Origin of the sequence: Microvirga soli, assembly GCF_016734765.1 — a bacterium.
GTDB lineage: Bacteria > Pseudomonadota > Alphaproteobacteria > Rhizobiales > Beijerinckiaceae > Microvirga > Microvirga soli.
The window spans coordinates 1-13,678 of record NZ_JAERQE010000079.1; the positions used below are offsets into that span (position 1 = coordinate 1).

The 13,678-nt window shown below is 59.3% G+C and carries 12 protein-coding genes and 3 pseudogenes; 6 read left to right on the forward strand and 9 right to left on the reverse strand.

The window, feature by feature from the left end; all coding sequences use genetic code 11:
• Window positions 1–81: 81 nt before the first annotated feature.
• The 3 pseudogenes from JKL45_RS30295 to JKL45_RS27705 all read left to right on the forward strand — a co-directional run.
• A pseudogene (locus JKL45_RS30295) lies at window positions 82–234 on the forward strand (GlgC family sugar phosphate nucleotidyltransferase); the annotation flags it as partial.
• A 129-nt stretch (window positions 235–363) separates the two neighbouring features.
• Window positions 364–607 (forward strand): annotated as a pseudogene (locus JKL45_RS27700) (IS6 family transposase); the annotation flags it as partial.
• A 229-nt stretch (window positions 608–836) separates the two neighbouring features.
• A pseudogene (locus tag JKL45_RS27705) lies at window positions 837–1,261 on the forward strand (DDE-type integrase/transposase/recombinase); the annotation flags it as partial.
• 362 nt (window positions 1,262–1,623) lie between these two features.
• Here the strand turns inward: JKL45_RS27705 and JKL45_RS27710 are convergent.
• The 8 genes from JKL45_RS27710 to JKL45_RS27745 form a co-directional block, all read right to left on the reverse strand.
• Window positions 1,624–2,370: a creatininase family protein gene (locus JKL45_RS27710; RefSeq protein WP_201865019.1), complete on the reverse strand. Its 747-nt coding sequence runs from the start codon at window positions 2,368–2,370 to the stop codon at window positions 1,624–1,626.
• A gap of 153 nt (window positions 2,371–2,523) precedes the next feature.
• Complete coding sequence (locus tag JKL45_RS27715; protein WP_376771088.1) at window positions 2,524–3,603, reverse strand: ABC transporter ATP-binding protein; 1,080 nt, start codon at window positions 3,601–3,603, stop codon at window positions 2,524–2,526.
• Entirely contained in the window at window positions 3,545–4,597 is a 1,053-nt protein-coding gene (locus JKL45_RS27720) for an ABC transporter ATP-binding protein (RefSeq protein ID WP_246499048.1), read from the reverse strand. The genes JKL45_RS27715 and JKL45_RS27720 overlap by 59 nt, the downstream gene beginning before the upstream one ends.
• Window positions 4,555–5,460, reverse strand: a complete 906-nt coding sequence (locus tag JKL45_RS27725; RefSeq protein WP_201865020.1) for an ABC transporter permease — start codon at window positions 5,458–5,460, stop codon at window positions 4,555–4,557. Before JKL45_RS27725 ends, JKL45_RS27720 begins: the two co-directional genes overlap by 43 nt.
• A 27-nt stretch (window positions 5,461–5,487) precedes the next feature.
• Window positions 5,488–6,408 carry an ABC transporter permease gene (locus JKL45_RS27730; protein WP_201865021.1) on the reverse strand — a complete coding sequence of 307 codons (921 nt, stop codon included), beginning with the start codon at window positions 6,406–6,408 and terminating at the stop codon, window positions 5,488–5,490.
• Window positions 6,409–6,516: 108 nt separating this feature from the next.
• Window positions 6,517–8,160, reverse strand: a complete 1,644-nt coding sequence (locus JKL45_RS27735) for an ABC transporter substrate-binding protein (RefSeq protein WP_201865022.1) — start codon at window positions 8,158–8,160, stop codon at window positions 6,517–6,519.
• A 117-nt stretch (window positions 8,161–8,277) separates the two neighbouring features.
• Window positions 8,278–9,006, reverse strand: a complete 729-nt coding sequence (locus JKL45_RS27740; protein WP_201865023.1) for a D-2-hydroxyacid dehydrogenase — start codon at window positions 9,004–9,006, stop codon at window positions 8,278–8,280.
• Window positions 9,007–9,574: 568 nt separating this feature from the next.
• Complete coding sequence (locus tag JKL45_RS27745) at window positions 9,575–10,492, reverse strand: LysR substrate-binding domain-containing protein (protein ID WP_312897047.1); 918 nt, start codon at window positions 10,490–10,492, stop codon at window positions 9,575–9,577.
• A gap of 783 nt (window positions 10,493–11,275) precedes the next feature.
• Here JKL45_RS27745 and JKL45_RS27750 point away from each other — a divergent pair.
• Window positions 11,276–11,551 carry a hypothetical protein gene (locus tag JKL45_RS27750; protein WP_201865025.1) on the forward strand — a complete coding sequence of 92 codons (276 nt, stop codon included), beginning with the start codon at window positions 11,276–11,278 and terminating at the stop codon, window positions 11,549–11,551.
• Window positions 11,552–11,560: 9 nt separating this feature from the next.
• Here JKL45_RS27750 and JKL45_RS27755 read toward each other — a convergent pair whose 3' ends face one another.
• Window positions 11,561–11,836 (reverse strand): hypothetical protein, encoded by a 276-nt coding sequence (locus tag JKL45_RS27755; protein ID WP_201865026.1) that lies wholly within the window; start codon window positions 11,834–11,836, stop codon window positions 11,561–11,563.
• 321 nt (window positions 11,837–12,157) lie between these two features.
• On the opposite strand from JKL45_RS27755, the gene JKL45_RS27760 reads away from it, so the two are divergent.
• Together JKL45_RS27760 and JKL45_RS27765 are read left to right on the forward strand one after the other, a co-directional pair.
• Entirely contained in the window at window positions 12,158–12,697 is a 540-nt protein-coding gene (locus JKL45_RS27760; protein ID WP_210345906.1) for a hypothetical protein, read from the forward strand.
• Window positions 12,698–13,230: 533 nt separating this feature from the next.
• The coding region (locus JKL45_RS27765; protein ID WP_201865028.1) for a P-loop NTPase family protein at window positions 13,231–13,678 on the forward strand (448 nt) is incomplete at its 3' end.

A 13,678-nucleotide genomic window follows, 5' to 3' on the forward strand; every position in this document is an offset into this window, starting at 1 on the left:
AAAGCCGCCCGATCCAAACGCTTTGCCGCAAGCCCTCCAGGTCGTCGCTCATGCAAAGGAGGTCTCGCATCCAGACACTCAGCCCGGCTGTCCAAGGTCATCGTCGACCGTGGCGTGCGCATCCCTGAGGGACTTGTGGTGGGAGAGAATCCAGACCGTGAAGCGCGACGCTTTCGGCGCACCGACAGTGGTGTCTGCCTGATCACGCAGCCTATGATTGATCAGCTTAAATAAGTTGGTTCCAAGCCGCTGCAAGCTCATCGAGGAACGCAACGGGTACAGCGTCTGTTATCGGTTCCGTTGCAAATATCTTGTGTCAGCGTTTCAGCTACGGTGGTTATGGTCACAGCAGCGGAGACACGGATGTTCAAGGGCAGGCATTTCGATCGTACAATCATCCTGCTCTGCGTCCGGTGGTATCTCGCTTACGGCCTGAGCCTGCGGAACCTTGAGGAGATGATGGCCGAGTGCGGCATCAGGGTCGATCACGCGACCATTCACAGGTGGATCATCCGCTACTCGCCTGAACTGCTTGAGCGGTTCAATCGACGCAAGCGACCCATCACTGCTAAGTGGCACGTTGGCGAAACCTTGTATTTGATGGGTGTTGTGGGTCATTCCCACAGCATCAGGCCGGGATAGCTCGAATAAAACTTCAGACACAAGTCTGCGATGTAGATGGTGCGCCCGGCCTCACCACGCGCTCCAGCTGAGATCGGACGGTATCAAAGGTCATCCCGAGACAGGTAAGCCTGCATTGACAAGGTTGATCAACGCAAGGGGCCTCCTGACGAGAGGAAGCTCTATGACAGTGTTCTTCGGCATTGATGTTGCAAAACAGCAATGGCGATACCGTTGAGTTCTGGTTCAGTGATCAGCATACCTCGCTGCTGCCAAGCAGTTTCTGCGCGAGGCGCTCAAGCGGCATGGGAGGCCTGAGCGGATCGTGATCGACGGCAGCCAGACCAATCGGGAAGCCATCCTGTCGTGTGATGCCGAGAGCCAGCTGCAGGACCATTCGAGACGCGACCTGAAGCCGATCAGGATCCGGCAAAGTGCCTACCTGAACAATCGGATCCAACAGGATCACCGCTCCATCAAGAAGCGGATCCAGCCCATGCTTGGCTTCCAGTCCATGGTCACTGCCCGTGTGATCCTCAGTGGGATAGAGATGATCCACATGATGCGTAAACAGCATGCGAAGTATGCCTGCAAGGCGCAGGCGTCACTCGCGGAGCAGTTCGATCTGCTCGCTGCCTGAATCCATTGCGATGCCAAGTCATCATTACGCCCTCACTCCAGATTTGCGACAAAACCCGAGAAACCCGTCCGGCGCCTTCGCGATCAGGCGCAGGTCGGCTTCACGGGCACTTAGTGATCTTCATGAATGCGGTGTAACATAGGACGGTGTAGATCATTGTAAGGAGGTGCGCGAGATCATCAGCTTCTTTCGCGACGCAAGCCTCTCCGTTGAAGGACTTCCGTGAAGATCAATAATTCCTTCTGAACGCGACCCTGCACCTGTATCGAGCAGGCGGGATGGCGTTTCGTGTAGAGAAGCCGCGTGGTTTCATCGTGCATGTGGCTCATGGCACATCGTTCCTTATCATTGATGGGGCTGGCTTAGTCAGCGAGAAATGCGCGATACTGCACGGCGTGGTACTCAGCCGCTGTTTCGACCAATGCGCGGCCGATTTCGGGACTGGCTTTCTCGGCGTTGGATTCAATGCGCCCGTCAGGAAAGCGGCGACGGAAATCCTCGGCGTTGTAGAAGGTGTGGTCGAGAGGGCCATATTCCGGTTCGAGCTTCACGGAGCGGATATTGGCCGGGTCCGCGAATTGGGCAACTGAAACTTCGGCGCAGGAAGCGTGCCCCCTTGCCGTGTGTCCAGTGAGTTCGAGCGCTTTTTTCTCACAGATCTCGTTCTCGAACCATTTCGCCGCCTTGCAGCGAATGTCGGGAGCGCCGGTGCCGCGAGCGCGTCGCAGATAATTGTAAATTTCCGCAAAGGCGGCATTAAGCGTTGCGGTATTCCCGCCATGGCCATTGAGGATGTAGAAGCGCTCAAAGCCGTGATCGACGAGCGACAGGATGTAGTCACTCATGACTGCTATATAGGTCGAGGGCCGCAGCGTGATCGATCCGGGAAACGTCATGTGATGTTCGGAGACGCCGAGCGTGATTGTGGGGCCAATCAACGCGCCAGACATTTCACCCGTTCGCCATGCGATTGTCTCGGCATCGATGTGATCGGTCCCCATGACTCCCATGGGGCTGTGCTGCTCCGTAGAGCCAGTGGGCAAAATGATGCCCCGCGAGCGGGTCAGGTATTCGGCGACTTCTACATAGGTTGATTGGGCCAATCTCATGGAAGCGTCTCCTGGTTGGGTGCAGCTGAGACACGCTGCCTACGCAGCGTGCGGCATGGATAATCAGCAGCGACTTCTGGCGCGCTCAGCGCGAACGCCCTTTCAGTTGTTCCATAACCTGATACGGTCTCCGAGTTCAGCAACCACTCGTCGTCAGGATACGCCTGAGAGATTGAGTTCCTCAAACCGATGGCAGCTTGCTTGTTGAGCCCGACCTGCGTCTCGCAGATGAGGTACATGCTCGCGGCACAGCGACGTCGCATAAGCGCAGCGGGGATGAAACGGGCAACCGGAAGGCGGTGAGCTTGCGCTCGGAACATCGCCCTTAAGTCGGATCCGTTGACGCGTGGAATCCGGGTCGGGAATCGGAACTGCAGACAATAGCGCCTCTGTATACGGATGCTGCGGCCGGGAGAAGATCGCCTCACAGTCGCCGATTTCCACGATGCGGCCCAGATACATCACGGCTACTCGATTGCTGATGTGCCGCACTACGGAGAGGTCGTGCGCGATGAACAGGTACGTCAATCCCAGTTCCGCCTGGAGGTCCTGCATCAGATTGACCACCTGCGCCTGAATCGAAACGTCGAGGGCCGAGACGGGTTCGTCAGCCACGATGAAGCGGGGATTGAGCGCAAGCGCGCGGGCAATACCGATGCGCTGCCTCTGGCCTCCCGAGAACTCATGGGGAAAGCGCTTGGCATGGTCGGGCCCGAGGCCGACGGCCTCCAAAAGGCGGATCACCCGATCATGGCGCTCGCTGCGGTTGAGAATACCCTGGATCCGCAGGGGCTCGCCGACAATGTCGCCCACGTCCATGCGCGGATCTAGGGAGGAGTAGGGATCCTGAAAGATGATCTGCATCTCTCGACGCAGGCGCTTCATCTTCGCAGGATGCAGCTGCGCCACATCGATCATGGCTTCACCCGCCTCATCCGCCAGCACCTGACTTCGGAACAGGATCTCACCATCGGTGGGCTCGATCAGGCGCAGAATGGACCGGCCTAACGTGCTCTTGCCGCAGCCACTCTCGCCCACGAGGCCGATCGTCTCACCTTTGCGGATCGTTAGGTCGACGCCATCTACGGCTTTCACGGCTCCGGCGCTTCGCTTCAGAAAGCCCTTGCGGATGGGAAAATGCTTGCGCAGTCCTTTGACCTGCAGCAGCACATCATCAAGCGGCATGGGCTGTCCCTTCGGCAGTCGTGTGATGGAGATAACAGGAGGCGGCATGATCTCCCTCAACAGGGATCAGGGCCGGAACTGCTTGGCGGCAGACCGGCATCGCATGCGGGCAGCGGGCCGCGAAGGCACAACCTTCCAAACGGTCGGTTGGCCGTGGCACCGCACCCTCAATCGTCGCCAGCCGCTTGGTGCTGCCGCCGGTGATTGATGGCACGGAGCGCAGAAGTCCTTGCGTATAAGGATGAAGCGGATTGCGGTAGAGGTCGCGGACGGCAGCGCGCTCCACCACCTTACCGAGATACATCACCACCACCCGGTCGGCCATGGTGGCGACGACGCCGAGATCGTGGGTGATGAACATGATCGCGCCGGCAAAATCCCTGCGCAGATCCTTCATGAGGTCGAGCACCTGAGCCTGGATTGTCACGTCGAGAGCCGTGGTCGGTTCGTCGGCAATCAGGAGCGAGGGATTGCAGATCAGCGCCATGGCGATCATGGCGCGCTGGCGCATGCCGCCGGAAAGGCTGTGTGGATACTCGTCGAAGCGCTGACGAGGCGAGGCAATACCCACGGCTGCAAGCCCCGCGATGGCGCGTTCCTTTGCATCCTTTTTCGAGATTTTCTCATGAAGCAGGAGCGGCTCCATGAGCTGCGAACCAATGGTAAGCACCGGGTTGAGTGCGGTCATCGGCTCCTGGAAGATCATGCTGATCTCGGAGCCCCGAATGGCGTTGATCTGGCGTCCGTTAGGGGGCAAGCGCGCCAGATCGACGGCGCCGTTGCGGCCTTGGAACCAGATTTCTCCGCTCTCGATCCAGCCGGGCGGCTGAATAAGGCCCATGATGGCGCGAGAGGTAACGGATTTGCCGCAGCCGCTCTCGCCCACAACGGCCAGGGTCTCGCCCGGTGCGATGGAGAGATCCACGCCATCCACCGCTTGCGCCACGCCTGCTTCGGTCATGAAGTTGACCCGCAGATCCTTGATTTCGAGAAGGTTCTTCATGGCGATATAGGCCTGCTCCAGAAGCGCGGGAAGAACCATGGCGCAAGGCGGGGGACGATGCGCTTGATGCGGCGGCCCTTCAGCTTCGGGTCGAGGCTCTCGTTGAGGCTGTCTCCGGTCATGTTGGCCGACAGCACGAAGAGGGACAGCGCAATGGCCGGTCCGATGATGAGGTGAGGGGCGCTCGTCAGAAAATCCTTGGCCTCATGCAGCATCTGCCCCCATTCCGGCGTCGGCGGCTGCACACCAAGGCCAAGGTAGCTCAAGGACGAAGCGCCGAGAACGAAGCCGGGCAAGGCGAGGGTGGATTTCACGATGATCGGGCTGGAGATGTTGTGCAGCACATGGCGCAGCAGAATATCCGGCCAACTTGCGCCCGCCGCCACAGCCGCCTCCACATAGAGCTCGCGGCGCACGGACAGAGCCGCGCTGCGGGCAATGCGGATGAAGTTGGGAAGCTGGGACAAACCCAGCGCGATCACCACGCCATGTTCCGACGGGCCGACCACGACCACGATGATGATGGCGATCATAATGGTGGGGAAGATCAGCAGCATGTCGGTGATCCGCATCACCACCGCGTCGAGCAGTCCGCCGATATAGCCTACGATCATGCCGATCGGCACGCCGATCAGCAGCGAGAACAGGAGGGAAATCGTCGTGATCCTGGCCGTGACCTGCGTAGCGAGGATGACGCGGGACAGGGTATCGCGCCCGAACTGATCCGTGCCGAGCCAATGGGCTGCGGAGGGCGGCTCAAGGCCTTCGCTCAAATTCGTCTCGAACGGGTCCTGCGGTGTAATCCATTGGGCCGTAATGGCGACGAAGTAGAAGGCCAGCAGCATGATGCCGAAGAACAGCCCGACACGGTCGCGGGCGTAGCGCCTGAGAATGTCCATCATCGGCAGCTCCAACGGGAAGAGGGGAGGTTAATCATTGGCGAGCCTCGGATCGGCCCAGCGGTAGAGAAGATCGACCATGAGATTGACCAGGATGAACACCATGGCGAAGAAGAAGATGCAGCCTTGGGTGAGCGGCAGGTCGCGCGTGAGGATCGAGTCCACCATGAGGCGGCCGAGACCCGGCCAGTTGAAAATGGATTCCGCCACCGCCGCGCCGCCGAGGGTATGGCCGAGACCCAGCCCGAAGAACGTGATGATCGGCAAGAGCGCATTGCGCAGCCCGTGCTTGAACACGATGGTGCGCTCCGGCACGCCTTTGGAGCGCGCTGTCGTGATGAAGTCGCGGCCCAGGGCATCGATCATGCAGGCGCGCACCATGCGGGTGAACCCGGCGGCTTGCGCCAGCCCAAGGGTCATCACAGGCATGATGTAATGCTTCCAGGTGCTCATGCCGCCGATGGGCAGCCAGCGCAGATGGACGCCGAAGAAGTAGATGCCCAGGATGCCAGTGACGAAGATGGGGGTGCAGATGCCCGCCAGCGAAAACGCCGTGATGCCGCGATCGAGCGGGCGGTCCCAGTACATGGCCGACAGGGAGCCCAGAAGAAGGCTGACGCTCATGGCGAGCAGCATGGACCAGCCGGCCAGTTTGGCGGTGTTGAGAAGGCGAGGGCCGACGATCTGCAGAACGGGCTGGCGCGAGAAGTTGGAGAGGCCGAAATCGCCCTGCAGAACCCGTCTCATATAGGTGGTGTACTGGGTGACCAGCGGCTGATCGAGGCCATAGGCTTGGCGGATGCTTTCGACGAGAGCCTCGGGGGCGCTGTCTCCCGCAATCAGGCGCGCGGGGTCGCCGGGAATGGCATGAAAGAGAAAGAACAAAAAAGTCAGGAGCAGAAGTCCTGCGACCACCATGAAGGCCAAGCGGTTGAGGATGAGTTTCAGCATGACGGGTGGAGCCGATTCACGATGGAGCTTTCTGGTCGGGCCGTTCAATGAGGTCCCTGGAAAGACAGACGGCCGCAGGATGGAGCCCTGCGGCCGTGTTCTCACGCTCTAGCGGGAGATGCCCTGCTCCTTCTTCGCCGCCTTGTCGATCCAAGCCATGGTGGCGTCGTAGGTGCCTGCCGGCATGTATTGCGCGCCATGCACATAGGTCCGGTAGGCTTCCGTCAGGTTCACGGTGGGAAGATAGATCACGGGAGCCTGCTTGAGCAGCTCGGCCATCCAAAGGCGTACGTATTCGGCACGCTTCTTCTGATCCGGCTCCGCATGGGCCAGCTCGGCGAGGCGGTCGGTCTCCGGGTGGGAGAAGAACATGCGGTTCGCGCCCGCAGGCTTCCAGGCCTTCGTGTGCGTCATGTACATCATCGGCTCATCGGGATCGGCCGTGGGCACCGTCCATGCCAACAGAGCGAGATCGTACTTGGCCTCCTGCGGCCCGAGCGACAGGGATGCGCTGAAGGTCGCGCTCTCGAGCACCGTCAGCTCGACCTTCATGCCGATCTTCTCCAGGAAGGCCTGGATCAGCTGCGCGATCTGGTACTCGCCCTTGCCGGTCTTGCGGGTCCATAGTTTCAGCGACAGCGGCTCGCCCTGTGCGTTCTCCAGCACCTTGTCGCCGTTGCGGTCCTCATAACCCGCCTGCTTGAGCAGGTCCTTCGCCTTCTCCACGTCATAGGCGAAGATCGTGTTCTTGCCCGGCTCGCGCATGTCGGCAAAGCCGAACACGCCAGGCGTGAGGGTGGGGGCCTGGGAAAGGGTCGCGCCCGTTCCGGCAAAGACCGATTTCACGATGCCGGCTTTGTCCACCGCATAGTTCAGGGCCTGCCGCACCCGTGGGTCATCGAACGGCTTCTTCAGGTTGTTGATGACGACATAGTTCTGCTGGAGGCTCGGAATTGTGGAAACCTTCAGGTTCTCCTCGGACTGCAGGCGCGGGATGTCGAAATCCGGAACGCCTTGGGCGCGGTCCACATCGCCGCTTTCCAGCATGGCGAGACGAGTGGTGACATCGGGAACGAACAGAATGCGGATGCTGTCGAGATAGGGCTTGCCCTTCTGCCAGTAGTTCTCGTTGCGCTTGAAGCGCACATGCTCGCCCTTCACATAGGAATCCACCACGAAGGGGCCGGTGCCGATGATCTTGCTGCCCAGACCTTCCTCACCCACCGCCTTGTAGGCCGTCGGGCTGAAAATGCACATGGTGCGGTAGGCCAGGTTCGGGATCAGCGCCGCCGAAGGCTTGGAGAGCTTGAAGGAAACCTGATACTCGCTGTCGGCCACCACTTTCTCGAGGCCTTCGAGCAGGCTCACATAGAGAAACTTCTTGGCTAGAGCCTCATTGAACACGAAGGCGACCGCTTCCGCATTGAAGGGCGTGCCGTCGTGAAACTGAATGCCTTCATTGAGCTGGAAGGTGATGGTCTTCTGGTCGTCCGAGAGAGACCAGCTCTTGGCCAGGGCGGGCTGCATCGTGCGGTCCGCCGCCATGGTGACGAGGTTCTCGCAGGCATTCAGGTAAACATCCATGCCGCCCGCATCCGTGTTGCGGCCTGGAAACATGGTCTTGTCCAACTGCCCCGTCAGCACGAGTTCGCCGCCGTATTGGGGCTTCGCGTCCTGGGCCCCGACCGAGGCCGGAATGAACGCGGAGGCCATTAGGGCTGCTGCTGCCGCCATCCTCGCATAATATCTCATGGTTGCTCTCCTCTGGTCCTTAATAGAAGGTTTCCGTCTGTTTTCTTTTTCATCCCACTCGGGGGGATGCTGACAGCTCTTGCTGTTCTCGCCTGGGCCGGCACGCGGTGCGTGCCTTCAGTACATTCTTGCCTTGTCGAGCACGTTGATCATCTTCTCAGGAGCGCCATCGATGTAGTGGCGCAGGTTTCTGATGAAGATATCGGTGATCTTGCGGTTCTCGCTCGGCGCTGTGCTGGCCGAGTGCGGACTGATGAGCACGTTCGGCATGGACCACAGGGGTGATCCGGGCGGGAGCGGTTCTTTCGCGGCCACGTCCAGGCCTGCAAACCCGATCTGGCCATTGCCGAGCGCCGCGATCATGGCTGGTTCGTCGACAACCTGACCGCGGGCGATGTTGATGAACACCACGCCCGGTTTCGTAGCGGCCCAGAACTCCGCGTCGATCATCTTTTCCGTCTGCGGCGTATGCGGGGTTGCCAGCACGATGTAGTCCGCGTGCGTCACGGCGGCCCTCATGTCGGCTTGCCCGAAGACATCGTTGGCAAACAGCTCCGCGCGCCGCTCAGGCGAGGGCCTGTTGACGACCGCATTGACCTCCATGTTGAAGGCGCGCGCCAGGCTCGCGACGCGCGCGCCCACCTGTCCGGCTCCGATGATGGTGAGGCTTTTGCCAGCGAGTTCGCTGCAGCAATAGCGCTCCCACCGATGGGCCTGCTGTTCCCTCTGAAGGCGGGGCAAGTCCTTCACATGCGCGAGCATGACCAGCAGAGCGAATTCCGCGAGAGCATCGGCGTGCACGCCGCGCGCGGTCGTCACGATCACGTCGCTTTTGTCCAGACCCATGCTGACGACGTGCTGACCCACGCCGGAGCTTGTCGTCTGCACCCATCTCACGTGGGGTGATAAAGCAAGCCCTTGGGCTCCTTCCGAACCTGAAGGGAAATCCCACAAGATCGTTGCCCGCGCCAAGGCTTCACGCCAGCGCCGCTCCTGACTTTCAGTGCGCCGAAATCCTTCGCGACCCTTGTGATCGGCGATGTAGCGAGTCTGAGGAAGGAGTTCCGGCTCGTAGATGACCTCGACTTGGCGGGGCGCCACTTCGCCAATGCGCTCGACGTGTTCATATTCGAGAGGAGAAGAGATGAAGATAACCTGAGGACCTACGGATGTCATGAGCGACATGAGCCTGTTTTGCAAGTAGGGGGCAGGCTCGGGGCAGGACTCTGGTAAGCTCCTGAACCTCACCTACGGGAAAGGCTAACATGAGCTTTTCTCATAAGGCAAGGGAGGTTATGCCCAATTCCCGGGCATGCGAATTCCATTCCGATGCTTCCAGGCAGCCTCCAATTGTATCAGGAGCTGATATAAGTAAAATACAATTCGCTAAAGGTGATTGATTGAGTCCGCTGATCTAGCCAGGATCATTTTGAAGCTCCTCCTGAAGCCAGCGCCGGAACGCGAGCACCCTCCGGTCCAGTTGCCGTTCCGGGCTGCAGACCAAAAAGTAACCATGCTCACGACGCAAAGAATGGGAGGATGCCACCACGAGAGAGCCTTCAGAAAGTTCTTTACGGATCAGGAAACGCGGCAATAACGCATAACCTATACCCACGATGGCGGCCTCAATTACCATGAAGAAATGTTCGAAGCCGAGGCCGGTTGCGTCCCGAGGCGCCAGATGGAGACTTTCGAACCACTCGCCCCAGGCTTCCACCCGAGTCGTGTGTCGAATCATCTGATCCGGCCGGAGTTTTGCAGGATCAAGCTCGTCTTGCCTGCCCATCAGCCTAGGAGCACATACGACGATGAGTTCCTCGTCCATGATCCGGTAATTTTTGGTGCGTGGCCAATCACCTCGTCCATAGCGGATGCCTACATCTACCCGGTCTTCGGTGAAATCAATTTGACCTTCTCCCACGACTACGTCGATCTGCAGATCCGGATATTGTTCTCGGAACCGTGGAAGCCGTGGAATGAGGAGTCTCAAACCAAAGGTCGGCAGCACATCAATTCGTAGTGCCCGGCTTTCCTCTTCACTCTTAAGGTGCCCAAGTATCTTCCTGATCCGGTCGAAAGAGTAGTTAAGTTCAGCGAAGACCCGCTCTCCAGCAGTTGTTAGCTCTAGAATGGGCTTTGTTCGAGCGAGGAGCGGAAATCCCAAATCCGACTGAAGTCCACGGATCGCCCGGCTTATAGCTCCCTGCGTTACGTTCAACTCCTCTGCCGCCTTCGTCATGCTCCTATGGCGTACTGCAGCCTCAAAGCTTCGAAGGGCCGCGAGTGATGGGAAGGAGGAAACTTCATCCATAACAGCTAATCCAAGCAACATGATTTAAAGTCATGCGCCTGGAATTTAACTCTCGACCTAAACGGTGTAAAGATTGGGTGAAAGCAAATTCCTCGTCATAAATTCGAGCACGGCAGCAAACAAAAAACCGGAAGGGCAATGACTAGGCCAGCTTCGGGGGTTCTGTCGCAAACTTGGTTTCTACTTGTCTATAATGGCGAGTTCGCGCTGGCGAGCTGCTGTAGAATCAACGATTTGACGCTGCCGCCATGACCGAAAATGCCGCTCAAAAATAGCTATTCTTCAGGTTTGCGACAGAGCCGTTTAATGTGACAACACCCGGGCGGACTGCCCCGGGCCGAAATCCCATGTTGGGCCAGACCGAGCCGGGTCACCGGATTGATCTCAGGGCAGGCGGGGCGGAATGGAAAACTCTATGAAGGCTGAACGGAATCCGCTTACTCAGCGGGCTCTGTTGCATTAACTTCGCAAGGCACAAGCCATAGCGTGTTTACTGGGCTGGCCACCTACCAGATCCTGTAGCTTGACAGGTTAATGCAACAGAGCCTGCGGAAGTAGGTCTGAGCTTTCTGCAGCAGTCTCATGGTCAACATTCGTGGCGGATGACACAGATGATCGATAGGCGCTCGTGAGGCCGGTTCGTTGCCTCCTATCCTTAGCAACCGGCAGGATCGAGGAAGACAGACTTTGGTCGAAGGCATCAGGGCGAGAAAGCCGCGCTTTGATCATTGTTATGGTATGAGCGGGGCTTCAACGGTGCACACGGCTGATGGTGTCGAGCGGGCGCTGAGAGGATGACCGCACATGGATGAGAGTTTCTCGCCGACCATTTTCCTTTATGGCATGGCCCTCGTGCTCGCCGTGGGAAAGGCGTTCACGCTGACGATCTGGCGGACCCTTCCGAAACCCAGACCAGGGCTGAGGCAAGAAATGCTGCAGGCCTGGAAGAACCGCAGGCTTCAGAAGCAGGCTGCAACGAACGCAGTTCAGCCTCCTCGCAGAGAGCCGATGGCGGACGATCCCCCGAGGACTGCTGAGGAGGCTAAGAGGGAGCCACACGCCACAATGCCCGCTCCATAGACCCGCGGCTTACTTCCGAGCCGCCATGAGATCATGGGTAAGGACAGTGAGCTTGCCGATCAGCGATGCCATATCGCTCGGATCGCATGACCACTGAGTGCCGATAGCCGTCCCATCGGAGGATACGGACACGACGGCAAGAGAGCGCAGCTTGCCCTCGCGGGCGAGCCGCAGATGCTCCTGTAGGAGGTCGATCATCGAAGCTGTGTTCTCGTCGACGGGCGGTGTGTTGACGGGACGGAGCTTGGCCACCGATCTACGTTCGCTAGCTTGCTTTTCGCTCATGGTGCACCCCTCAATCATTCCCAGGCTCTTGCAGACCTCTCATCGAGAATGCGCACTAGACATAAACCAAGTGTCAACACTAGGCCGACATAGTAGAAACATCGGCCGTGTCGTATTTCGACAACACTGCTGAGTAAGCTTAACCACTACACTAAGCAGCTGCCGTTGTGAGGATCCTCTACAGTCGTGGGTAAGCAGTCAACAACTGCGCAGATGTAGATACAGATGGGTGACGGCTTACGTAAGGAATGCGCAAACAACACTTGGCTCAACACTGTGAGGGATAAGGATTCGCGTGAGTTCGGCCTCCAGGCCGACCGTATGTCAGAGGCCGAAGTGGTCCTGCGCTTGGCCGCGTTCATCCTGTCGCTTACCGGCTCGGGAGCCATGGCCAGCGTCGCGATCAATGGAGCCCGCATCAAGGCCGGCGACCTGCTCGTCTTCGACATCGGCCGCTTCATGGCCGGCACGGGATGGGAGCAGACCAAGAAGCCGCAGGTTGGCCGCAACGCCTGGACCGGTACCTACAGCCGCGGTGACAAGACCATCCGGGTGCACTCGCGGCCGGGCGAAGGCAATGTGGTCGCCACGATCGATAATCGGCGCATCGTCGCACAATGCACCAAGGGACCGTTGGCCCGAAAGCCAGGACGCGCCGAGCATTCGCTGCTGACGACAGCGCTCGGAGAGGCACTGCTGTTCGACATCGGCGGCGATGACATCGTCGTCGCCGCTGTGCCCGATGCCCCTGTCTTCCGCATGCTTGCGGAGACTTGGCGGCGCCGACCACTGGTCAGACGGGCCGGCATCCGGATCGCCCTCGTGGCGCGCGACGGCGCAGTATCGGGATTGGCCCTCTAGCACTTCCCTATTTGCAGAGGATCATCACGCTCATCGCTTTCGCGTGATCCGCAGGGTCGGCTGGCGCGAGAGCCGTATTGACGCCTTTCGTGCCCACGCGAAAAAACTTGTGGTGAGTGTGTCTTCGCGCGCTCAGAGCTGGGGTAAGCAGCCGAGCCACTGATGCGACTGCAGTCATTGTAACCCTGAGAGCCTGCGGCGTTCCTCCAGCAAGTCCCGGTTATCTCAAAGAGCAGGGTGCCGCTGCATGTCCTTGACCAGCATAAGACCGGCGGCTTGCCTGAGGCCGTGCCGGTTTGTGCCGGGTACGAGGAGAGATGAAGCAATCCCAGGAGAGAATGACGGGAAGATCACCGGACGGTTGAAGGAAAGAACGAGATAAATCCCAAAAAGGACACCTCACGCCTCGCTCAAAGACGATCCGAAGCGGTGCAGCACCTGAGACAAGAGTGACATCGTCGATCCTTCGACGGGCGGCCTGCACAACGCAGGCCAGCCCACACTCATCATCAACCCTCATCGAGACCTATTCCATGTCCACACCTCAGGAAGATCCTGCACACGTCATACGCGGCCTTGTCGCACTCACCAGGAAACGGATTATCGGCCAGGATACCGCCGTCGAGGTATTCGCCCTGGAGGTCTGCAACCACATCGCGCTCGGCCCCCTGCAGCGCCGGCCTGGCGTCTTCCTCATTGCTGGTCCGAATGTCGAAGAAGACCATCTCGATCTGATCGGTGGCCTGGTCCAATCTCTGAAGAGCATGGGCGGCCTGTACAAGCTGGCCGGCAATCCAGGGGAGGATACCGACCAGATCTTCTCATCGTCCCCCGCTGCAACGGAGGGGGACTCGTTGCTGCAGGCTCTGAAGCACAGCCCTGACGGCGTGTTCGTGCTTCAGGATATTGATCAAGCCCACCCGAATCTCCGCACCCGCCTCGAGTGGATCTGGAGGCATGGCCACCTTGTCGATGAAGCAG